This window comes from Massilia sp. BAP21 (assembly GCF_057801335.1).
In genome coordinates this window covers 5,305,066-5,326,213 of the sequence record NZ_CM173596.1, presented here as the reverse complement: position 1 = coordinate 5,326,213, position 21,148 = coordinate 5,305,066, and the positions used below count along the sequence as shown (strand labels likewise).

The window sequence follows — 21,148 nt, the reverse complement described above, 5'->3', positions numbered from 1 at the left end:
CATGAAACGTTTCGATATCGAGCTGCTGCTGATCTTCGACGAGATCTACAAGACCCGGAACGTGACGCGCGCTGCCGACAACCTCGGCTTGCCGCAGTCGACCGTGAGCCTGGGGCTCGGCAAACTGCGCGAGCATTTCAACGACCGCCTGTTCAGCCGCACGGCAAAGGGCATGGAGCCGACGCCGCGCGCCGAGAACGCCATCGAGGACGTGCGCCGCGCGCTGCAGGCCCTGCAGCATGCGCTGGCCGACGAGCCGGTGTTCGACCCGGCCGGCAGCACGCGCGAGTTCCGCATCTGCATGACCGACATCAGCGAGATCGTGCTGGTGCCGCGCCTGCTGAACCACCTGCGCCAGGTAGGGCCGGGCATCCGCGTCGACATCTCGAAGATCACGCCAGACAGCCCGCAGGACCTGGCCGACGGCACGGTCGACCTGGCGGTGGGTTTCATGCCGCACCTGGAGGCGGGCTTTTACCAGCAGGTGCTGTTCGACCAGCATTTCATGTGCCTGGTGTCGAACCGGCATCCGCGCGTGCGGGACAGCTTGAGCCTGGAGGCGCTGCAGGCGGAAGACCACGTGCTGGTGCGCTCATCCGGCACCGGCCACGCCATCGTCGACAAGACCCTGGAGCGCGAAGGCGTGGTGCGGCGCGTGCAGCTGCAGTTGCCGAGCTTCCTGGGCGTGGCGCGCATCGTGGCCCAGACCGAATTGCTGGCCATCGTCCCTTACCGCTACGGCGCCTCGATGGTCGACAGCGAGGACGTGCGCATGCTGCCGGTGCCTCTGGCGCTGCCCAGCTTCCAGGTCAAGCAGCACTGGCACGAGCGCTACCATGCGGATGCGTCGAACCGCTGGCTGCGCGGGGCGATTGCGACGCTGTTCGGGTAGTTGGCCAAAAAAGCACGGTCGTAATAAAAAATTCAGGTTTGGTGTATGCTTCGACCCGCATAACCTCTGCCATCCAATGCATGAGGGAAGCGTTGAAGAAGACAACCAAACCAAGAGAACTACCGTGAACCAGAAACACCTGAACCTCATCATTGCGCTGGCGCTGGCCGGCATCTCCGCCACTGCCGGCGCGTCCGGCTACCGCTTCGGCTCGCAGAGCGTGTCCAGCCAGGGCACGGCCGAAGCCAACGGCGCCGAAGCTGTCGACGCCTCGACCGTGTTCGCCAACCCGGCCGGCCTGAGCCGCCTGGAGGGCCGCCAGTTCGCCGGCGGCGTCACCGCCCTGGTGCCGCACTCCACCTACCAGGACGCCGGCTCGACCCGCTTCACCGGCAGCCCGACCGGCGGCCAGGCCGGCCAGGATGACTACGCGCCAAGCGCCGTGGCCGCGCCGTCGCTGTACTACAGCCACAAGATCGATGACCGCTGGACCGCCGGCTTCGGCGCCTTCGTCCCCTTCGGTACCGACCTCGATTACGACCGTGACTGGGCCGGCCGCTACTCGCTCACCAACATCAAGCTCGAATCGCTGACCCTGAACCCGTCGCTCGCCTTCAAGCTGAACGAACAGCACGCCTTCGGCTTCGGCATCGACGTCGACTACATGAAGGCCAGCCTGGGCCAGGCGGTGGACGTGCCGGGTACCATCGCCGCCGCCCAACACGGCGGCACCGGCGCCGTGCTGGCGCGCCAGATCGCCGGCCTGGGCGGCAACCCGGCCCTGTTGGCGACTGCCGGCGACGCCTATGCGGGCGTGAAGGGCAAGGACTGGGGCGTGGGCTTCAACCTGGGCTATCTGTTCACGCTGGACGAGAACACCCGCTTCGGCATCGCCTACCGTTCGTCGATCAAGCACGAGCTGAAGGGCGGGGCGATCTGGGACTTCTCGACCGTGACCTCGGATGCGGTCGTGAACAGCGTGCTGCAGGGCGTGTCGCGCCGTCAGAACTCGGATGCGCGCGTCGAGCTGCGTACGCCGGAGACGCTGTCGCTGAACGCCTTCCACCAGTTCGATCCGCGCTGGGCCGGCATGGCGGACGTGACCTGGTCGCGCAACTCGCGCATGGAAAACATCGACATCGAGTTCCTCGGCACCGGCGAGGGCGACGAGGTGATTCGCCAGCAATGGAAGAACACGGTGCGCGTGTCGCTGGGCGCGAGTTACAAGCTCAATGACGACGTGCTGCTGCGTGCTGGTATCGCGCACGACAATGCGCCGGTGCGCAGCAGCGAACTGCGTCATGCGGCGCTGCCGGATGCGGACCGCAACCAGCTGTCGTTCGGCGCGAACTGGAAGCTGTCGCCAACCTCGTCGATCGACTTCGCCTACAGCTACCTGGACTTCAAGGATGCATACGGCGCCTATACCAACAGCTGCAATCCTGTCGCAGTGGGCTGCACCGGCAATGGCGAGACCACGCGCGGGACGTGGAAGACCCATATGCAGCTGGTGGGCGTGGCGTACAGCCAGCGGTTCTGAATTTGAATCAAATCAAATAGGCGGAACTAATTGTTCCGCCTATTATATCCAACTTTATCTCTAAAGAAAAAAGCTACTGTCGTTTTGATGAGTCACGTTTAGCCCAGAGCAGACATTATTTGTAGTTGACTTTTGAAGCATTTCCTTAATAAATTTCGGCTGGAGCTGGCAGTATGTGTCATAAGATTAATCCGTAATCGTCGCGAAGTTCGCGGTCGACAAGATGAAAATTGTTGAGCGAAAGATTCTCCCAGTGAGAAGCTTCGATATGTTCTAACAACAAAATTTGAAATCCCCCAAAGGGTTTCATCTCGGTTGCAAATTTATTTAACTCAATCAGAGCTGCATCTAAACTCTTGATGTCGTCGGTTGGTTTGCCCGTAGTTGAGAAATAAGGGCTACTCGGCTGGTCAAATACTAAAAATGACGGCATCCAAGTGACCCCTCGCATCTTTGCTATCTGATGGATAGATAGGAAATATGCAAGATGCAGATACAAATAGTTTGATGCGCTCCCAATATCGGGCATCTTCTCGAACATATCTTCGTCTTCAGAATACAAATTAATTAGCCGTTGGGTTTCATCAAAATAGGCAGTAAAATTAGCGTAGCCCTTTAATTTAAGTCGAGAAAGCCTTTCGTTTATCAGGCGGTCTAGCTGGCGCTTTATGAGGTCAACACGAGTTTTGTCTTCTTCCAGTTGGCTATTTAATTGCATAATCTGGTTATCGATTTCAGTCTCATCAATATCCGTCGGTATAGAGGTCTCGCTGGAGTAGAGATCTATTTTTGCTTCTAGTCGTCCGATATATTTGAAGTAATCTTTGAGATCGACCCTAATTTCATTTTTTCTCTTGAATTCGGAAGCGCGTTTTTCAAGTCTGCGGATTTCCTCTTTTTGAGATTTGATCAGTTCTTCAATCTCTCCAAAGAATGGAGCGGCATTGTGCTGCTTTAGCTGCTCTCTAGTCTTTAATAGTTCTTCGTGTAGATGATTAATTAGGCCATTTGCAAGGGGTGAAGCAAAAATAAATTCGAGATTTTCGTTAATGATTTCGATCGGTTTAAGAGCATCTTCCGTTTCTTTGGCGGATTCTTTATAGAGTTTTTTCGTTGCGAGGAACTCTACATATCGCTTGTTGCTTACCTTCTTGGCAAAAATTTCACGTTCAATGTTTTGAAGTTCGCTTGCGTTTGTCGGTATTTGGGTTTCCGAACTGATTACTTCTTGGAGTGCCTTTAGTGCATCTTCGTCAGATTCGGGCTTTTTATTCAAAGCCCCGACATATACCGCGTCTTCTGCAAGTTCTGATATTTCACTCGAAAACACCAGTCGCTTTCGCTGAAGAGCTTCTAACTTTCTTGAAGTCGCTAATTTCTTCTGCTGCAACTCTAAAAGTTTTGATTTTATAAGCGCAGTGCGTGTATTTTCTATTCCAAGAGCCATTCTGAAGGTTCGCTGTATACCCTCTTGAAATCGGCCATCATTTGGCTTGATATATAGGTATTCGGCTGACGTGATTGTTGTCTGATCTTGGTAGCAGTGACCTAAAAAATTGCGAAACGATACTCGCGTACCTGCACGGAGAAACGTTCCCCCATACGGGATTCGCAAGTCCGAATCAATGCCAAAAGCGCTGTTAAGTGTTTTCTTTAGGCTGTCAATACGGACGTTTAAACGGGGAATTTCTGGAATAAGGCCATTTTCATCATAGTATGCAAGAGTGCCGACATCACTTTCCTGTGAAGGTCTTGCAATTGTAATGATCACGCCATTGATGTTTAGACGGATACCGTACCAATCGACCTTTGAGTCGATGTTTGCTTTTGAAATTCCTCGGGCTTCACTTGCAAGGAGACAATAATCGATGATATGCAGAATCGAGGATTTTCCTTTGCCGGAATCCCCGGTAATCACATTGACTTTACCTTCTTCGAGCTCTAAATTTCGTAGGATGCCATTTTTCTGCCACAAGAGAATATTTTTTATTTGAATATTATTCATAATGAAATTCGAAAATTTGCGTAAAGTTCAGAAGGTTGTTCTTTTAATATAAAAGCTACGTTTGGCGCTGCTTGGGAGATCTCAAAGGCGAAGTTTCCATGTCGCTCTTTCTCGATGTTATCAAATACAATGTTCTGAAGACTAACTCTCCCTTCGTTTACCTGAATGACCCCGGTTTCTAGCGCTAGAATATGACTGTTCAAGCTCACGATAAAGAAGTCTTGGTACATCGTTTGCAAATCGACGAATGTATCTGGTTGAGATATTATCAGTTCTTTGCTACTTACAACCTTAACTCTACGGTCTTTCAAAAAAGAGCGGGTTTTTTTGGGAAGTAGTAAGGGTAGTATAAGAAAGGAGTTAGCCATACTTAACCCACCTTTTGCGAAACGTAATACTTCCTGTATCGCAATGCAACCAAGAAGTTCGTTATTTACAAGAGTTCTCATTTTTTATATTTAGTTTCCCAGTCATTACGCCAACCGATCGAAAGCGCGTCAGAGAGTTTCATAAACCTACCTCTGCAAATCTCCTCTGGCAAAGTTTGTTTGTTAGAAATCAACTGTTTTTCAATGGAATCTTCGTAACATTTTGTAGCGAATTCGCGGTGTTGATCCTCATTCTCGGGAGAATGTCTATGAGCACGGTTGTGTACCCGTTGCCAGTGCGACGATGCCTGGGTCGTTATTCTAGTGTATTCGATAAGGCTGAACTTGCCCTTTTTGTTCAACTCATCCAATACATTCTCACTAGTTACCATTTCAATGCCATGATCAATGATTTCTTTTTTACTTAAACCAAGATCGTGTAATTGTTCTCCAAAGACACTGTGCTCAAACGATAGAGTGGATATGTCGAGTTCGCGGTAGCGATCGTAGTAAATGCCGAAGTCAACCTCGGTTGTGCATGCAAGGTGTAAGATTCTATCGAAGCCAATGTCGTTACGGAATGTATCAAAATCGATAGTTATCTTCTTTAAACTTTTTACTACATTGTATTTAAATACATCGAATAAGCCGAGCAATTCATTTCGCGTAGATGCAATTCTATCTAATGGGATAGAGAAAAAAGAGAGCCTGTCATCAATTTTTTTTGTTATCTCGGTAGTGTCCGAGTGAATTTCAAGATTATCTAAAATGGTATCTAAAGTTCCAGATGTGTCAGCGGCCAGCTCTTTTACATACTTAAATATCGGATTCGCCGCAGATTCTGGATCTTTTTCATTTTCTTTTGCCAGTAAAGCTTGGTAAGCTTTTTGCACATAATCTTTAATTTTTTCTTTATTGATTTGACTTTGCGTAAGTGCGGTAATAAAGTCCTGGCTCCCAAGTCCCTTGTTAGTATATAAAATATATCTAAGCTTTTTGGTTTTTGGCAGTTCGGGATAGGATTTGAACCAATTCCATAACGTTTTCCATAAGTCGATATCGCGATCCGTAAGATTCCCCGAGTGAACACTGTGCTTCACTTGTATCAGAATAATTTCTTTGATGGTTTCGATATGAATATCGTCGAGCACTTCTAAGCTTATAGATTCGCCTTTCTCAAGAAATAGTATGTTATAAACAAAAACAAAGTCTTGAAAATCAAAGCCTAGAGCTTTCTTGTCAGCCGCAGTTTTTTCAATGTGACTCATGCTACTTCCTTACGCAGTTTCTTTCGCGGTTTATGGAGGCAGAAATGCATTATCGACAACTTTACCGTCTTTTTTGAAATTTGTTGCTTTTCGTGCACTTCCGTTGATGCAAGATTAGCTCGACAAGTTAAGAAAGTGCAATAAAAATATGACCCAACTCCCAATTTTGAGACAAGATCTATACGACGATTTCAGGTGGTAGGGGATATTCGGGCGAGCAGGTAGCGCTGAAAACAGCCGCTAGGGGGGAGATTCTCTGTGCGAAGAATCGTCAACGCGTAGGTAAGCAGAAGATTGGCGGAAGGCAGAAAGAGTCGAACTTACAGGAGAGCGGCTGACGCCCCCCACCGGGTTTGAAGCCCGGCCCCATCACCGGATGAGAATGCCTTCCTTTTGCAGCGGCGGCGACATGCCGCGCGCTGTTTGACTAAACCACCGGAGGCTCGGGCCAGCTGGCTTGCGGCCTTGGCAGGTGGGTATTGCGGACCCGGCGAGTATACCCGACGCGGTCGAAGAACTCCAACACCTGGATCGCGCGCTTGCGTCCCAAGCCGGTCGCATCGCGGAAGCTCGCGGCCTGCGCATCGGGCAGTCCGGCGACAATCGCGGCCATCTCCGCCAGCGGCGCCGGATGGTAGAACAGGTCCGGCACCACCTGGCTCAGTTGTCCGGCACGCGCGAGTTTGCGCAGCAGCGCGCGCACCGCGTCTTCCTCCAGCTTGAAATCGCGCGCCAGGTCGCGTACCCATGGCGGATCGAAGCGGCCGGCCTCGAGGGCCGCCAGCAACGGCGCCGCCATCGCCTGTTCCGCCTCGCTCAAGGCAACGCTGTGCGACGGCAGGTGCAGGCTGGCGCCGCTGCGTGCGATCGTCCCCGCTTCCAGCATGCGCGCCACCAGCGCACTCCAGATCGCGTCGCCCAGTTCGGGCGCCACCATCCGCTTCAGGCGCCACATCTCCAGGCCCGCTTCGTCTGGCTGGCGTGTATGCCAGGCGGCCAGGCCGTCGAGCACCCGGGTTTCCAGCGGCGCCAGCATGGCAGGCGCGATCAGCAGGCTATCGCCGCCCGCCAGCGGCAGGCGCAGGATGTCGGGGGGCAGATGCAGGCTGTCCGGCGCCAACTGCGTCAGGCGCACCAGGCTGGACACCGCAATGCCGGCAGGGCTGGCCGCGACCAGCTTGCCCAGATCGCCGTCCGCGACCCAGCCGGCCAGCGCATCGAGCCAGGCCAGCCGCGCCGGGCTGCGCCGCTTGCGCGCAGGCCCGAACGGATCGAGCACCACGCCGCCGCCCAGGGTCTGGGTGGCGCCCGCATTGCGCACCACAAAACGGTCTCCCGCCACCGCATGCAGCGGCGCGTCGAACACCAGCTGCGCGCGGGTACGCTTGCCTGGCGCGAGCTGTTCAGCATCGAGCGGCACCAAATGGGCCGTGTGGTGGGCAGCGCCAAGGTGCACATGCACGGGCGCCCACGATCCGAGCGCCGTGGCATCGGGCAGCAGCGTGATGTCGGCGTCGAAGCGCTCCGAACACTCCGCCATGCGCGGATCGACGATCCAGCTGCCGCGCGCGATGTCGTCCTTGCCCACGCCGGCCAGGTTCAGCGCCAGGCGCTGGCCGGCCCGTCCTTCCTCGGCCGGCTGGCCCTGCGCATGGATCGCGCGCACGCGCGCCTGCTGCCCGCCAGGGGCCAGCTGCACCAGATCACCCGGCGCCACGCGGCCTGCCAACGCGGTGCCGGTAATGACCGTACCCTGACCAGACACCGTGAACACGCGGTCGACGCCGAGACGGAACAAACGCGCTTCGCTGCGGCCCGGTAGCGCCGCCGCTTCGTGCCCGAGGTGATCGAGCAGCGCCGCCACGCCCGGATCACCCGGATTCGCGGCAGCGGTGCGAAACACCGGCGCGCCCGCAAACGCCGTACCGTCCAGCAGGACAGTAACCTCGTTCTCGACCTCGATCAGCCGCGCTTCATTCGCGCGATCCGCCTTGGTCAGCGCCACGCAGGCACGGCGCACGCCGAGCAGTTCAAGAATTGCAAGATGCTCGCGCGTCTGCGGCATGATGCCGTCGTCGGCCGCCACCACCAGTAGGGCGAGGTCGATCCCGGTCACGCCCGAGGCCATGGTGCGGATGAATTTCTCGTGCCCGGGCACGTCGATCACGCCGAGCGTTTCGCCGCCCGGCAGCGGCGCATAGGCGTAACCCAGTTCGATGGTGATGCCGCGCGCCTTTTCTTCCTTCAGCCGGTCGGTATCGACCCCGGTCAGGGCGCGCGTCAGCGTGGTCTTGCCATGGTCGATATGGCCTGCGGTACCGACGATCATGAAGCAGACGTCTCCCCGAGCAGGGCCAGCTGATCGGCAAAGGCGGATACCTGGTCGTCCTGCAGGCAACGCAAATCGAGCCACAGGGTATCGTCGGCAATGCGGCCGATGACAGGACGCGGCAGCCCACGCAGGCGCCGTTCCAGCAGCCCGAGCGGGTTGCCGCGCACACCGGCGCGTGCGCGGATCGCCAGGCCATGGCTAGGCAGCAGCTCGACCGGTAAGGCGCCGCTGCCGATCTGGCTGTTCATGGGCGCGTCGCCCACGGTATAGCTGTCACCCAGCGCAGCTTGCAGCGGTGCGACCAGCGACGCGGCCAGCGCGCGCATCTCGGCGGCCGGGCGGGTCAGCAGGCGTAGCGTGGTCAGACGCTGCGGCAGCAGGTCCGGCGCGCGGTACAGATTCAATACGGGTTCCAGCGCCGCCAGGGTCAGCTTCGATACGCGCAGCGCGCGCTTCAATGGGTTCTTCTTGATCTTGGCGATCAAGTCGGCACGCCCGGCGATGATGCCGCACTGCGGCCCGCCCAGCAGCTTGTCGCCGCTGAAGGTGACGAGATCGGCGCCGGCGGCGATGGTTTCTTTTACGGTCGTCTCGTGCGGCAGGCCATAGCGTTCCAGGTCGACCAGCGTGCCGCTGCCGAGATCGACGGCAATCGGAATCCCGCGCTCGCGCGACAGCGGCACCAGTTCGGCCACGCTCACTTCCTTGGTGAAGCCGGTGATCGCGTAGTTACTCGCGTGGACCTTCAGCAGGAGGGCCGTATTCTCGCCCGCGAATTCCGCATAGTCCTTCAGGTGGGTGCGGTTCGTGGTGCCCACTTCGCGCAGGGTGGCGCCGGCGCGCGCCATGATGTCGGGGATACGGAAGGCGCCGCCAATCTCCACCAGCTCGCCGCGCGAGACGATCACTTCGCGGCCCGAGCCCAGGGCATTGAGCATCAGCAGCACGGCCGCGGCATTGTTGTTCACCACGGTGACGGCTTCGGCGCCGGTCAACGCCCGCAACTGCTCCTCGACCAGGTCGTCGCGGTCGCCGCGCTTGCCGGTGTCGATGTCCCATTCCAGGTTCATCGGCCAGCGCAAAGCCTCGACCACCGCCTGCACCGCCACGTCCGGCAGCAGGGCGCGGCCGAGGTTGGTGTGCAGCACGGTGCCGGTGAGGTTGAACACCGGGCGCAGGCGCGAGGCATTCGCCGCGGCCAGGCGTTCGCCGAGCCGGGCCAGGATCGCATCCGGCGCAAGGTCGAGGGCGGCGCCGTCGCGCAAGGCCGAGCGCAATTCATCGAGCAGCGCGCGCAAGGAATCCACGGTCTGCTCGCGCCCGTACTCGGCAATCAATGTCTGGCAGCTTGGTGCGTCCAGCAGGACGTGCACGGCCGGCAGGCGTGGCATCGGCGCGGCGCCGCCTGTCACGCGTCGTCCTTCAGCCAGAGCAGCGGGTTGCCGCTGGCGCGCGCATACCCGGCTTCGGACACGAGCACGTCGAGCAGCAGGCTGGCCAGGTCGTCGGCCAGCGGTTCCACGTTGTAGTCGTGTTCCTGGTTGAAGATCTTGCGGTAGGTGTGGCAATCGTCGCAGGTCTCGGCGCGCGCGACCTTGGTCGGGTCGTTGGCCTTGTCCAGGGTCTTGCCCTCGTTCGCCGCAGCGACGTTGGCGGCCTGCGGATCGGCGTCCTTGCCGACCAGGCCCTGGTAGGCGACTTTGCCGTTGGCTTCGCAGCACGAGCACTTCACGCGCACCATGTGCCATTCGCTTTCGCAGCAGCTGCAGTGTAGGTAACGATAACCCTGCGACTGGCCGCCGATGCGCACCACGCTGGCGACAGGCTGCGAACCGCACACCGGGCACAGCGTGCCGGTAACGAGCGGCTGGGCCCAGGCCGGGTCGAGGCGCGAAGCCATCAGGCTCCAGCTCACCTGCAGGGCGGCCGCAATGAAGGGCGCGCACAGCGGGTCGATGCCCTCGGCATAGCCGTTGAGGATGGCGTCGGCCATGCCTTCGAGTTCCGCATCGCCCAGGCCGCGCAGCAGGGCCAGGGCAGGTGCCAGTTGCGGCGAAGCCTCGACGCCCGGCTTGAGTGCTTCGAGCAGGGCGGCGAACACGGCGCGCCAGCCGGCCGGGCGTGCACCGCTGACCGGCAGCGGCGGCATGTTGTGGTCGTGGGCCAGCTTCATCGACGCGTCCGGCGGCAGTTCCACCTGTTCGGCGACGCTGCCGGCGACGACGGCCTGCTGGGCGTCAGCCAGCTGCGCCATCAGGCCCAGGTAGCCGCGCAGCGCTTCTTCGACGGGGATGCCTGGCACTTCGCCGGCCGCCAGCTGGCGCAGGCGCGTGGCGCGTGCGGCAAACAAGGTGGCGGGATGAGGAAGCAGCAGGCGTGGGATGGCGTTGTGATCGAGGGATTCGATCTCGCCCGGTTGGAGTAGACGTTGTACCAAAATAATCTCTCGAAAAAAGCAGGGCCGGGTCGCGTGTGCGAACCCGGCCCATTGTAAATCAAGCAGAGGAAGCGCGTTGGCGGCGCTTCGACCCGCTCGCGGCGATGCCTTAGCGGCCGCCCTTGTTGCGCATCAGCTGCTCGAACCAGCGCGGATGGTGCTTGCGCACCCAGCCGTAGGTCACGGTGCCGCGCACCATGGCGCCCATCGTGCCCTTGATCCAGATGCCGGCGTACACGTGCACGATGATCGACACGATGATCACAAAGGCGAACAGGGCGTGCAGCAGGGCCGACAGGCGGATCACGCCGATCGGGAACAGGTGCGAGAACCAGGCGCGCCAGATGACGATGCCGGTCAGCAGCAGGAACACCATGCAGGCGATCAGCGTGAAGAACAGCATCTTCTGGCCGGCGTTATAGCGGCCCACCTTCGGCAGCGCGTGCTCGTTCCCGTTCAGGACGTCCGGAATCTGGCGCAGCCACTGCTTGTCGCCCGGCTCGAACTGGTTGTGGTGCCAGAAGCGCACCACCAGCACGGCAAAGGCGGCAAACATCACCAGCCCGAAGAACGGGTGCAGGATGCGGGTCCACTGGCCGCCGCCGAACAGCAGCGCCAGCCAGGCCATGACCGGGTGGAACATGGCCAGGCCCGACAAGCCGGCCAGCACGAAGCAGATCGCCGTGATCCAATGGTTGCTGCGTTCATTGGCGTTGTAGCGCTCGATCAGCGGGTTGCCGTCCTTGTCACGCAGCTCACGCTTCATGCTTTTCTCCCTGCAGCTGCTTGGCGGCGGCCAGCGCTTCGGCTTCCTCTTCCTTGCTCACCTCGTTCGGGCCGACACGGGTGTAGTGGAACAGGCCGGCGATCGCGGCGGCAGCCATGCCGGCCATCGCCAGCGGCTTGGCCAGGCCCTTCCAGACCGCGACGGCCGGGCTGATGCTCGGATTGTCGCGCAGGCCGCTGTACAGCGAGGGCTTGTTCGCGTGATGCAGGACGTACATCACGTGGGTGCCGCCCACGCCGGCCGGGTCGTACAGGCCCGCGTTCTTGTAGCCGCGTTCCTTCAGGTCTTCGATGCGCTCGGCCGCGTGCGTCTTCATGTCCTCCTTGGTGCCGAACATGATGGCGCCGGTCGGGCAGGTCTTGACGCAGGCCGGTTCCTGGCCCACGGCAACCCGGTCCGAGCACAGCGTGCACTTATACGCACGGTTGTCCTGCTTCGAGATGCGCGGCACGTCGAACGGGCAGCCCGTCACGCAGTAGCCGCAGCCGATGCAGTTTTCCTGCTGGAAGTCGACGATGCCGTTCGCGTATTGCACGATCGCGCCCGGCGACGGGCAGGCCTTCAGGCAGCCCGGGTCCTCGCAGTGCATGCAGCCGTCCTTGCGGATCAGCCACTCGAGGTTGCCGTCTTCGTTCTCGTGCTCGGCGAAACGCATCACCGTCCACGACTTCGGGGTCAGGTCGGTCGGGTTGTCATAGATGCCCGAGTTCACGCCCACTTCGTCGCGGATGTCGTTCCACTCCATGCAGGCGGTCTGGCAAGCCTTGCAGCCGATGCATTTCGAGGCGTCGATCAGCTTGGCGACGCTGCCGCCCACCGGCGAACGCGCGGTAGGCGGGATCACGGTGGTGGCCGAGACCCGTTTGATGTCCAACGATTGTAGTGCCATATCTATTCTCCGGTCCTCAAGCCTTCTCGACTTTCACCAGGAACGATTTGAATTCCGGTGTCTGCGAGTTACCGTCGCCCACAACGGGGGTCAGGGTGTTGGTCAAATAACCAGGCTTGGTCAGTCCCTTGAAGCCAAAGTGAATCGGGATACCGATCGTGAAGGTTTCCTTGCCGTCGATTTTCAACGCCTTGATGCGCTTGGTGACGATGCACTTCGCAACAATCGAGCCGCGTTTCGACGTCACTTTCACGTGGTCGCCCGCCACCACGCCGATGCTCTTGGCGTGGGCCTCGCCGATTTCCACGAACTGCTCCGGCTGGATGATCGCGTTCAGGCGGGCATGCTTGGTCCAGGTGTGGAAGTGCTCGGTCAGGCGATAGGTGGTCGCCACGATCGGGAACTCGGCTGCCGTACCCATCTGCTTGCGGTCATCCGGGAACACGCGCGCGCCAGGGTTGCTGGTGGCACGGGCATTGTTCGGGTGCATCAGGTTCTTGCCAACCGGATTCTCGAACGGCTCGTAGTGCTCGGGGAAGGGACCCTCGTTCATCATGCCGCGGGCAAAGAAGCGTGCCACGCCTTCGGCATTCATGATGAAGGGGTTCATGCCGCCCACCGGGTTCTCGTCAACCTTGAAGTCGGGCACGTCGGCGCCGGTCCAGGCCGCACCGTTCCAGCCGATCAGCTTGCGCTTCGGATCGAACGGTTTACCCTGCGTATCGCAGGACGCGCGGTTGTACAGCACGCGGCGGTTCGCCGGCCAGGCCCAGGCCCAGTTCAGCGTATTGCCGATGCCGGTCGGGTCGCTGTTGTCGCGGCGGCCCATTTGGTTACCGGCTTGCGTCCACGAGCCCGCGAAGATCCAGCAGCCCGAGGCGGTGGAACCGTCGTCGCGCAGTTGCGCAAAGCCTGCCAGCTGCTCGCCCTTTTTCGCCAACACTTTGGTCGGGTCTTTCGGGTCGAGCACGTCGGCCAGCGCCTTGCCGTTGAACTCCATCGCGAGTTCTTCCGGGGTCGGGCTGTGCGGACGGACGTAGTTCCAGGTCAGGTTCAGGATCGGGTCCGGGAACTTGCCGCCATCCTTCTGGTAGGCACCCTTCATGCGCAGGAACAGTTCCGACATGATCTCGATGTCCGAGCGTGCCTTGCCTGGCGGCTCCGCGCCTTGCCAGTGCCACTGCAGCACGCGCGAGGACGAGACCAGCGAGCCGCGTTCCTCGGCGAAGCAGGTGGTCGGCAGGCGGAAGACTTCGGTCTGGATCTGGGCCGGGTCGACGTCGTGGAACTCGCCATGCGGCTTCCAGAATTCGGCCGTTTCCGTTTCCAGCGGGTCCATCACGACCAGGAACTTCAGCTTCGACAGACCGGCCTGCACCTTGGCCTTGTTCGGGGCCGACGCCAGCACGTTGAAGCCCTGGCAGATGTAACCGTTCATCTTGCCCTGGTTCATCAGCTCGATGGCTTGCAGCAAGTCGTAGGGCTTGTCCAGCTTCGGCAGGTAGTCGAAGGCGAAGTTGTTTTCCTTGGTCGCCGCGTCGCCCCACCAGGTCTTCATGAAGGAGACGTGGAACTTCTTGTAGTTGCTCCAGTAGCTCAGCTGGTTCGGACGCAGGGCCTGCGGTGCACGCGCCTTGATGTAGGCGTCGAAGTCCTGTTCGGCTTCGTTCGGCAGGGTCATGTAGCCCGGCAGCAGGTTCGACATCAGGCCGAGGTCGGTCAGGCCCTGGATGTTCGAGTGGCCGCGCAGCGCGTTCATGCCGCCGCCGGCGATACCCATGTTGCCCAGCAGCAGCTGGACCATGGCGCCGAGGCGAATGGTCTGGGCGCCGGTGGTATGGTGGGTCCAGCCCAGTGCGTACAGGATGGTACCGGCGCGGCCAGGCACGGCGGTCGACGCCAGGGCATCGGCAACCTTCTGGAACTGCGCAGGCGAGACGCCGCAAATCTTTTCCACCATCTCCGTCGTGTAACGGGAATAGTGTTTCTTCATCAACTGGTACACGCAGCGCGGGTGGCTCAGGGTCGGGTCGACCTTGGCGTAACCATCTTCGCCGATCTCGTAGTTCCAGCTCGATTTGTCGCTGTATTTGCCGGCCGCTTCGTCGTAGCCGGAATAAATGCCGTCATTGAAGGCGAAGTCTTCGCGCACGATGAAAGGCATGTCCGTGTAATTGCGGACGTATTCGTGCTGGATCTTGTCGGTCGTCAGCAGGTAGTTGACGATCGCGCCCAGGAACACGATGTCCGTGCCGGTACGCGTCGCGACGTAATAGTCTGCAACGGACGCGGTACGGGTAAAGCGCGGGTCGACGACGACCAGCTTCGCTTTATTGTGGGCCTTTGCTTCGGTGACCCATTTGAAACCACAAGGGTGTGCTTCAGCGGCATTGCCGCCCATGACGAGGATGACATCTGCATTCTTGATGTCGACCCAGTGATTCGTCATCGCTCCACGGCCAAACGTCGGGGCAAGACCTGCCACCGTCGGACCGTGTCAAACACGCGCCTGGTTATCGAATGTCAGCATGCCCAAAGACCGCACGGTCTTGTGGGTAATGTATCCGGTTTCATTGCTGCCGGCCGAGGCGGCCAGCATGCCGGTGGTCAGCCAGCGGTTCACGACCTTGCCGTCTGCCGTCTTCTCGACGAAGTTGGCGTCGCGGTCTTCCTTCATCAGCTTGGCGATGCGGTCCAGCGCCTGGTCCCAGGAAATCTTGGTCCATTCGGTGCCGCCCGGCTTGCGGTATTCCGGCTCGAGCAGTCGGCTCGGGCTGTGGATGAAGTCCACGAGGGAAGCGCCCTTCGGGCACAGGGTGCCGCGGTTAACCGGGTGGTCGGGATCGCCTTCGATATGGATAATGGATGCGGCGGCGTTCTTAGCGCCATCGCCAAGGCCGTACATCAGGATGCCGCAACCGACGGAGCAGTACGGACAGGTTTGACGGGTTTCGGTGGTGCGGGCGAGCTTGTACTGCCGGACTTCGGCAAGTGCCGTAGCCGGAGCAAAGCCGAGCAGCGCCAGGCTCGAACCCGCGATGGTGGCGCCAGATACCTTAAGGAACTGGCGGCGAGACATCTGGTTCATCAAAAATCCTTCTCACAGGAAACGAGGGCGCTAGCTTACACCTTGGACATACACTGATGAATGCTAAAATTGATGAATATTCCCTCTAAACTGCTCAAATACGTAGTTTCCACAATGCCTGAAACGCAATTTTATGCAGTTGCGTTAAAAAAATGACAAATCTGATTAACTCGGAAGAGGACGTTTCCGTGCCGACCGCCCGTTCGCGGGACGTGCTGCGCATGCGCGGCGGCGTGCTGGCCGAGACGGCCGACATGGTGGTCGACGAGGTGCCGGTGGCGCTGGTCTACAACGGCCTGTCGCATGCGGTGATGATGGCGACGCCAGCCGACCTGGAAGACTTTGCGCTGGGCTTTTCGCTGAGCGAAGGGATCATCGATTCCGCTGCCGCCTGCTATGGCGTCGAGGTGGAGCAGGGCGGGCAGGGGATCGCGGTGCAGCTGGAGATTGCGTCGTCGGCCTTTGTCGGGTTGAAGGAAAGGCGGCGCGTGCTGGCCGGGCGGACTGGTTGCGGGCTGTGCGGGGTGGATAGCCTGGAGCAGGTGCGGCGGCCGGAACGTGTGCTGGCGCCGGCGGTCGGTTTTCATGCGGCGGGAGTGCGTGCGGCGCTGGGCGCGATCGGCGCCGAGCAGCATCTGACGCGCTTGACCGGTGCTGCCCATGCGGCTGCCTGGTGCGGGATGGATGGTTCGTTGCGCATCGTGCGCGAGGACGTCGGCCGCCACAACGCGCTGGACAAGGTGATCGGGGCCATGGCGCGCGCGAAGTGTTTGCCCGAGGATGGTTTTTTTCTCATTACCAGCCGCGTGAGTTTCGAAATGGCGCAAAAAGCGGTGATGGCCGGGGTGCCGGCGCTGGTCGGCATGTCGGCGCCGACGCTGGCGGCCGTCGAGTTGGCGGAAAAGGCCGGTATGACTTTGCTGGCGTTTGCGCGTGGTCGCGACTTCGTTTGCTATACCCATCCGCAGCACCTCGGCCTCGACGGCGCCGCCTCCGAAGCATGATCGAGGTGAACGAGGAACTCTGGGCTGCGCTGGCGGGACGCCGGAATTACCCGCCGCGCCGCCTGTCCGCACCCGGGCCGGATGCGGCTTCGCTGGAACGCATATTTGACGCTGCGGCGCAGGTGCCCGACCACGGGCTGTTGCGGCCCTGGCGTTTTATCCTGGTGCCCGATGCGCGCCGCGCCGACCTGGGCGAGGTCTTCGCACAGGCGCTGGCCGAGCGCGATCCCGACAGCGACGAGGCGGCGCGATCGCGTGCCCGCGAAAAAGCCTTCCATGCGCCTTGCCTGATGGTGGCGGTGCTCAGCGACGATCCCGACGCGCGCCGGATTCCAAAGAGCGAAAAGCTGGTGTCGCTCGGCTGCGCGGTGCAGAACATGCTGACCATGGCGCAGGCGCTCGGTTTTTCGAGTGGACTGGCGAGTGGTGCTGCCATGGGCAGCGAAGGCATGCGCAGCTTGCTGCGCCTGGCGCCGCACGAGGAGGCGGTGTGCTTCCTGGCGTTCGGTACGGCGAACGATCCACGGCCGCCGCGCGAACGGCCGCATCCTTCGGAGTTCGTGACGACGCTCTGATCAGCGCTTGTCGTCAGCGCTCTTCGTCGCGGTGCGCTTCGGTCTTTTCGGGCCAGCGCGCCGTCGGCAAATGCCAGCCGTAGTGGATTGCGGCCAGGCGCAGTCCCAGACATAGTGCCGCACCGGCGCAGGCGGTCGCCGTCGTCGGCCAGCCGAGCACGTGGCCGATCACCACCACGCTGGCGCCGGCCAGCGCCGCCACCGCATAGATATCCGACCTGAAGACACCCGGCACGTTCGACAGCAGCACGTCGCGCGCGATGCCGCCACCGATCCCGGTCAGCATGCCCAACAGGGCAGCCATCATCGGCTCCAGCCCGAACACCAGCGCCTTTTGCGAACCGGCCACGCAGAACAGGGCCAGGCCCACCGCATCGAAGAACAGCACCGGGCTTTGCAGGCGGTTGATGATGGGGTACCAGAAGAAGATCACGACGCCGGCCAGCAGCGAGACGGCCAGGTAGCGCCAGTCGCTGATTGCGGCAGGGGGCGTGGCGCCGATCAGCAGGTCGCGCACGATGCCGCCGGAGTTGGCAGCGACAAACGAGAGCACCAGCACGCCGAAGATATCGAGCCGGCGGCGGGCGCCGGCCGTGGCGCCGGAGAGGGCGAAGACGAATGTGCCGACCAGGTCGAGCGTGAGCACGAGGGTCTTGATGGCGGCGTCTACGTCGAGGGTGAGGACATCGAACACGTTGTTACCTTGGGTGGACAGCTTGTATGGACAAAGGGCGCAATGATAGCGCAACATTTGGCTCAAACAAACTCACTCTGCTATTAAAGAGTGCCTGCCATGGGGGGAGACGTTCGATGATCACGCGGAGGATGATTATTGTTTTCTGGGTTGACGCCGAAGCATCGGCGGGGCGCGCCTAAAAGATCACCCAGATATACCGAAACGAAAAATTTCAGACGAGGCATTGGTCATGATCAGCAGCGCGATCATGACCAATGGGGTGAGGATTTCTGGCGTTTTCGGGTTTCCAGCCTTGATGAGGAACTTGTTGCGTGACTCTATAATTCCCTCGTACACTAGTTTCCAGCGGAAAGGGAAAGTACGAGCAGGGTGATCATTAGACTACATTACTCGCGTAAATGCTTGACCCGCCTACTTATTCAAAATTTTATTGATAACGATAGCTCTTCAAAAACCTTTGTCGAAAGAAGGTTTATGGTTCAACTGCATCGTCCAAAGCTCGGCACACCAGTTGACGCGAAGATTCTTCTAACGTTACATGAAACTGGGTCGTTGCTTATTGGGGATTTCTTTCTGCCAAGCTATATCATTAAATGTATTCAGACGGCCGAAGGCTTAGCCCTGACTCAAAAATTATTGATAGCAAACGAAGCGATAAAACGAGGTAGTGATGACGAACTTGTCAAAAGAATGATGGCAGGGATCGACGACACCAAAAATTGGGCGGCGTCGGTACGAGAGGAGAATTATCATCAGATAAACGTCCTCTGTTTTTTAAGCGAATGGGCCGCGCAGGAATCTGGGCTTGAAAATACGATTGCAGCAATCATTCAAACTATCAAGGCAGCAGCGGTTACTGCCGCTTCCAAGTTTGCGAACGGTCGCTATAAGATCGATGACTGGCCGTGGTCCGATAGTAAGTGTCTCGAAGTCGCTCAAAAGCTCGATTCGAAAGCAAAAGAAAAAACGCCTGACGGCGGGTGGGATATTACAGGCCGGCTTATTGTTCTCTTTGAGTGGCTAGGTGTCTCACTGGAGATCGCTCCAAACGACGCCCGTGTGTACAATGAAGCCTCGATGGTTCGAAATATTATGCTTCATCGATACGGAAAGCTCGAGCAAGCGGACGTTCGACGTTCGCCACATTTATCTGAATGGCTGGGAAAGACATTGCCTATGACACAGCAAAGAGCGACTGAATACCATAATGCGATAGTCAAAATGCACTTAGCTATTTTTGCGTCGGTACATGCAAATGGCTGGAAATAGCCAGTTATGCGTGGCGCCTGGCTGCGTCTCTTCGCCACGAACCGGCTTTCGTGCCGACCAGCGAGACTGGAAAAGGTGAGGTCGAAACCTTTCCCTGCAGATGAATGTCCTTTAGATCGAGTGAACGACATCGAGACATCGCTAGCCATTCTCCGTGGTTTTGCGGAGGATGTAGCGGCCGGCGAATCCGGCTATCCAACAGACATGGTCGAGGCTTTGAAATGGGCGACCGCTGTCCTCTCGATGACGGCCGGACTGACAGCAACGAAGGTGATTCCGCCCATTTTCAAGGTGCTAACATTGGAAAGAAGGTGTCAGCTTCAAGCGGGTCGCGACGATAGTCCCGCTCTTTTGCGAGAACATGGAGCGCCGGATCCACGCTCGCACAGCGGAGGCATCTCAAGCGTGGGCGCGTGGGCGGGATCACGTCTGACATTCAGACACGAGCTCGTCCTTAATCCTGAATCGCCACGACTATCGTAGACACTCCTGAGCCATAATATCGGGCACAAGGAGAAGATATGAGCGGTAAGCGGTACACAGAGGAATTCAAGATTGCTGCGGTCAAGCAGGTGTCGCAGGGTGGTTACCCGGCGACCGAAGTGGCGTCGCGGCTTGGGGTAAGCATCCATAGCTTGTACGCCTGGACGAAGCGCTATGGCGTGCCCGAGGCGGAGCGCAAGGCTGTCGATGCCCAGTCTGACGAGATGCGGCGCCTGAAGGCCGAGCTCAAGCGCGTCACGGAGGAGCGTGACATATTGAAAAAGGCCGCGGTGTACTTTGCCAAGACGTCCGGGTAAGGTACACCTTAATTGCTCAGTTACAGGACCAGTTCCCGGTGCGCCGGCTGTGCAAAGTGCTTGAGGTGCATCCGAGCGGCTTCTATGCCTGGCGGCTGAATCCTGAAAGCAAGCGCACCAGGGAAGACAAGCGTCTACTCGTCCCGATCAAGGAGTCATGGCTGGAAAGCGGCAGCGTGTACGGCTACCGCAAGGTCAGCGACGATCTGCGCGAACTCGGTGAACAATGCGGTGTCAATCGTGTCCACCGCCTCATGAGGTCCGCTGGGATTCGTTCCCAAACCGGTTACGCCAAGCGCAAGTACAAACGAGGCGGCGCGCCATCGCTGGTAGCGCCCAATCATCTGCAGCGCCAGTTCGATGTGCAGGAACCCAATCGCGTCTGGGTCACGGACATCACCTACATCCGCACCTATGAGGGCTGGCTGTATTTGGCCGTGGTGCTTGATCTGTTCTCGCGCCAGGTTGTTGGCTGGTCGATGAGTTCACGCATCGATCGCGAACTGGCGATGAATGCGCTCTTGATGGCCGTCTGGCGTCGGCAGCCCAAGAATGCGGTGATGGTGCACTCGGATCAGGGTAGCCAATTTAGCAGCTACGACTGGCGCGACTTCTTGGATGAGCACAACCTGCAGCAGAGCATGAGCCGGCGCGGAAACTGCCATGACAACGCCGTGGCCGAGAGCTTCTTCCAGCTCCTGAAACGGGAGCGAATCAGGCGCAAGATCTACGGCACTCGGGAAGAAGCAAAGCAGGATGTCTTCGATTACATCGAGATGTTTTACAATCCGAAGCGTCGGCACAGCTTCAGCAATGACTTGTCGCCGGTTGAATATGAAAAGCAGTATTTCCAACGGCTCGCGAGTGTCTAGAAAACTCGTGGCGATTCATGCCTTACGTATGGTCTTTGGGCTGCCAGCACAGGCAAGTTGAAGGAAGACATAATAAACCTAGCAGTACCAACGCCGCGCTCCACGCAGCTGTGGGAAAGAGCGGTGCTCATTGATGATTCGTTCGAAGATGGAGACAATAAATATGGGATGGCGGAAAAAGTTATGGGACTGGTGGCGCCGGCCAAGCGTGTCAGCGGCATTGCGACAAGCTACGGACGCCGCAGTTAGTCTAGATGGCTTTGAAAAAGACTGGAAGATTACGGCAGAAATGAGAAATCGTGGATGGGAACATGACTCTGGAAAG

General features: G+C 59.0%; 16 protein-coding genes and 1 tRNA gene. 6 read left to right on the top strand and 11 right to left on the bottom strand.

Annotated features, from left to right (window positions below; all coding sequences use genetic code 11):
* Nucleotide 1 precedes the first annotated feature (1 nt).
* Entirely contained in the window at nucleotides 2-892 is an 891-nt protein-coding gene (locus ACWYRN_RS23290) for a LysR family transcriptional regulator (protein WP_488690182.1), read from the top strand.
* Nucleotides 893-1,016: 124 nt separating this feature from the next.
* Complete coding sequence (locus ACWYRN_RS23285) at nucleotides 1,017-2,432, top strand: OmpP1/FadL family transporter (protein WP_488690181.1); 1,416 nt, start codon at nucleotides 1,017-1,019, stop codon at nucleotides 2,430-2,432.
* Between the two features lie 178 nt (nucleotides 2,433-2,610).
* On the opposite strand, the gene ACWYRN_RS23280 is transcribed toward ACWYRN_RS23285, so the two are convergent.
* The 10 genes from ACWYRN_RS23280 to fdnG all read right to left on the bottom strand — a co-directional run bounded on the left by ACWYRN_RS23280 (nucleotide 2,611) and on the right by fdnG (nucleotide 15,606).
* Entirely contained in the window at nucleotides 2,611-4,437 is a 1,827-nt protein-coding gene (locus tag ACWYRN_RS23280; RefSeq protein WP_488690179.1) for a DUF3732 domain-containing protein, read from the bottom strand.
* Complete coding sequence (locus ACWYRN_RS23275) at nucleotides 4,434-4,886, bottom strand: three component ABC system middle component (protein ID WP_488690178.1); 453 nt, start codon at nucleotides 4,884-4,886, stop codon at nucleotides 4,434-4,436. Before ACWYRN_RS23275 ends, ACWYRN_RS23280 begins: the two co-directional genes overlap by 4 nt.
* Nucleotides 4,883-6,073 carry a hypothetical protein gene (locus ACWYRN_RS23270; RefSeq protein ID WP_488690177.1) on the bottom strand — a complete coding sequence of 397 codons (1,191 nt, stop codon included), beginning with the start codon at nucleotides 6,071-6,073 and terminating at the stop codon, nucleotides 4,883-4,885. Before ACWYRN_RS23270 ends, ACWYRN_RS23275 begins: the two co-directional genes overlap by 4 nt.
* Nucleotides 6,074-6,368: 295 nt before the next feature.
* Nucleotides 6,369-6,464: transfer RNA gene (locus ACWYRN_RS23265), tRNA-Sec, on the bottom strand.
* A 36-nt stretch (nucleotides 6,465-6,500) separates the two neighbouring features.
* A complete protein-coding gene (gene selB, locus ACWYRN_RS23260) occupies nucleotides 6,501-8,402 on the bottom strand; it encodes a selenocysteine-specific translation elongation factor (RefSeq protein ID WP_488690176.1) in 1,902 nt (633 codons plus the stop codon).
* On the bottom strand, nucleotides 8,399-9,796 hold the full coding sequence (gene selA / locus ACWYRN_RS23255) for an L-seryl-tRNA(Sec) selenium transferase (RefSeq protein WP_488692875.1): 1,398 nt from the start codon (nucleotides 9,794-9,796) through the stop codon (nucleotides 8,399-8,401). Before selA ends, selB begins: the two co-directional genes overlap by 4 nt.
* Nucleotides 9,797-9,813: 17 nt before the next feature.
* Entirely contained in the window at nucleotides 9,814-10,842 is a 1,029-nt protein-coding gene (gene fdhE / locus ACWYRN_RS23250) for a formate dehydrogenase accessory protein FdhE (protein WP_488690175.1), read from the bottom strand.
* A gap of 109 nt (nucleotides 10,843-10,951) precedes the next feature.
* Nucleotides 10,952-11,596 carry a formate dehydrogenase subunit gamma gene (locus ACWYRN_RS23245; RefSeq protein ID WP_488692874.1) on the bottom strand — a complete coding sequence of 215 codons (645 nt, stop codon included), beginning with the start codon at nucleotides 11,594-11,596 and terminating at the stop codon, nucleotides 10,952-10,954.
* A 1-nt stretch (nucleotide 11,597) separates the two neighbouring features.
* A complete protein-coding gene (gene fdxH, locus ACWYRN_RS23240) occupies nucleotides 11,598-12,518 on the bottom strand; it encodes a formate dehydrogenase subunit beta (RefSeq protein WP_488690174.1) in 921 nt (306 codons plus the stop codon).
* Between the two features lie 16 nt (nucleotides 12,519-12,534).
* Nucleotides 12,535-15,606, bottom strand: coding sequence for a formate dehydrogenase-N subunit alpha (gene fdnG / locus ACWYRN_RS23235; RefSeq protein WP_488690173.1), 3,072 nt, complete (start codon nucleotides 15,604-15,606; stop codon nucleotides 12,535-12,537).
* 152 nt (nucleotides 15,607-15,758) lie between these two features.
* Here fdnG and fdhD point away from each other — a divergent pair, with 152 nt between their 5' ends.
* Nucleotides 15,759-16,610, top strand: coding sequence for a formate dehydrogenase accessory sulfurtransferase FdhD (gene fdhD, locus ACWYRN_RS23230; RefSeq protein ID WP_488690172.1), 852 nt, complete (start codon nucleotides 15,759-15,761; stop codon nucleotides 16,608-16,610).
* Entirely contained in the window at nucleotides 16,607-17,185 is a 579-nt protein-coding gene (locus ACWYRN_RS23225) for a nitroreductase family protein (RefSeq protein WP_488690171.1), read from the top strand. The genes fdhD and ACWYRN_RS23225 overlap by 4 nt, the downstream gene beginning before the upstream one ends.
* A 13-nt stretch (nucleotides 17,186-17,198) precedes the next feature.
* Here ACWYRN_RS23225 and ACWYRN_RS23220 read toward each other — a convergent pair whose 3' ends face one another.
* Nucleotides 17,199-17,879: a trimeric intracellular cation channel family protein gene (locus ACWYRN_RS23220; protein ID WP_305824486.1), complete on the bottom strand. Its 681-nt coding sequence runs from the start codon at nucleotides 17,877-17,879 to the stop codon at nucleotides 17,199-17,201.
* 405 nt (nucleotides 17,880-18,284) lie between these two features.
* On the opposite strand from ACWYRN_RS23220, the gene ACWYRN_RS23215 reads away from it, so the two are divergent.
* Both ACWYRN_RS23215 and ACWYRN_RS23210 read left to right on the top strand, forming a co-directional pair.
* The gene (locus ACWYRN_RS23215; protein ID WP_488690170.1) at nucleotides 18,285-19,151 is read left to right on the top strand and encodes a hypothetical protein; all 867 of its coding nucleotides are present in this window, start codon (nucleotides 18,285-18,287) and stop codon (nucleotides 19,149-19,151) included.
* 521 nt (nucleotides 19,152-19,672) lie between these two features.
* Nucleotides 19,673-20,823, top strand: a protein-coding gene (locus tag ACWYRN_RS23210) for an IS3 family transposase (protein WP_488690169.1) whose coding sequence is annotated in 2 segments (ribosomal slippage) — nucleotides 19,673-19,913 and nucleotides 19,913-20,823 — 1,152 coding nt in all. Because the reading frame shifts where the segments join, the coding sequence is not laid out codon by codon here.
* Nucleotides 20,824-21,148: the final 325 nt, after the last annotated feature.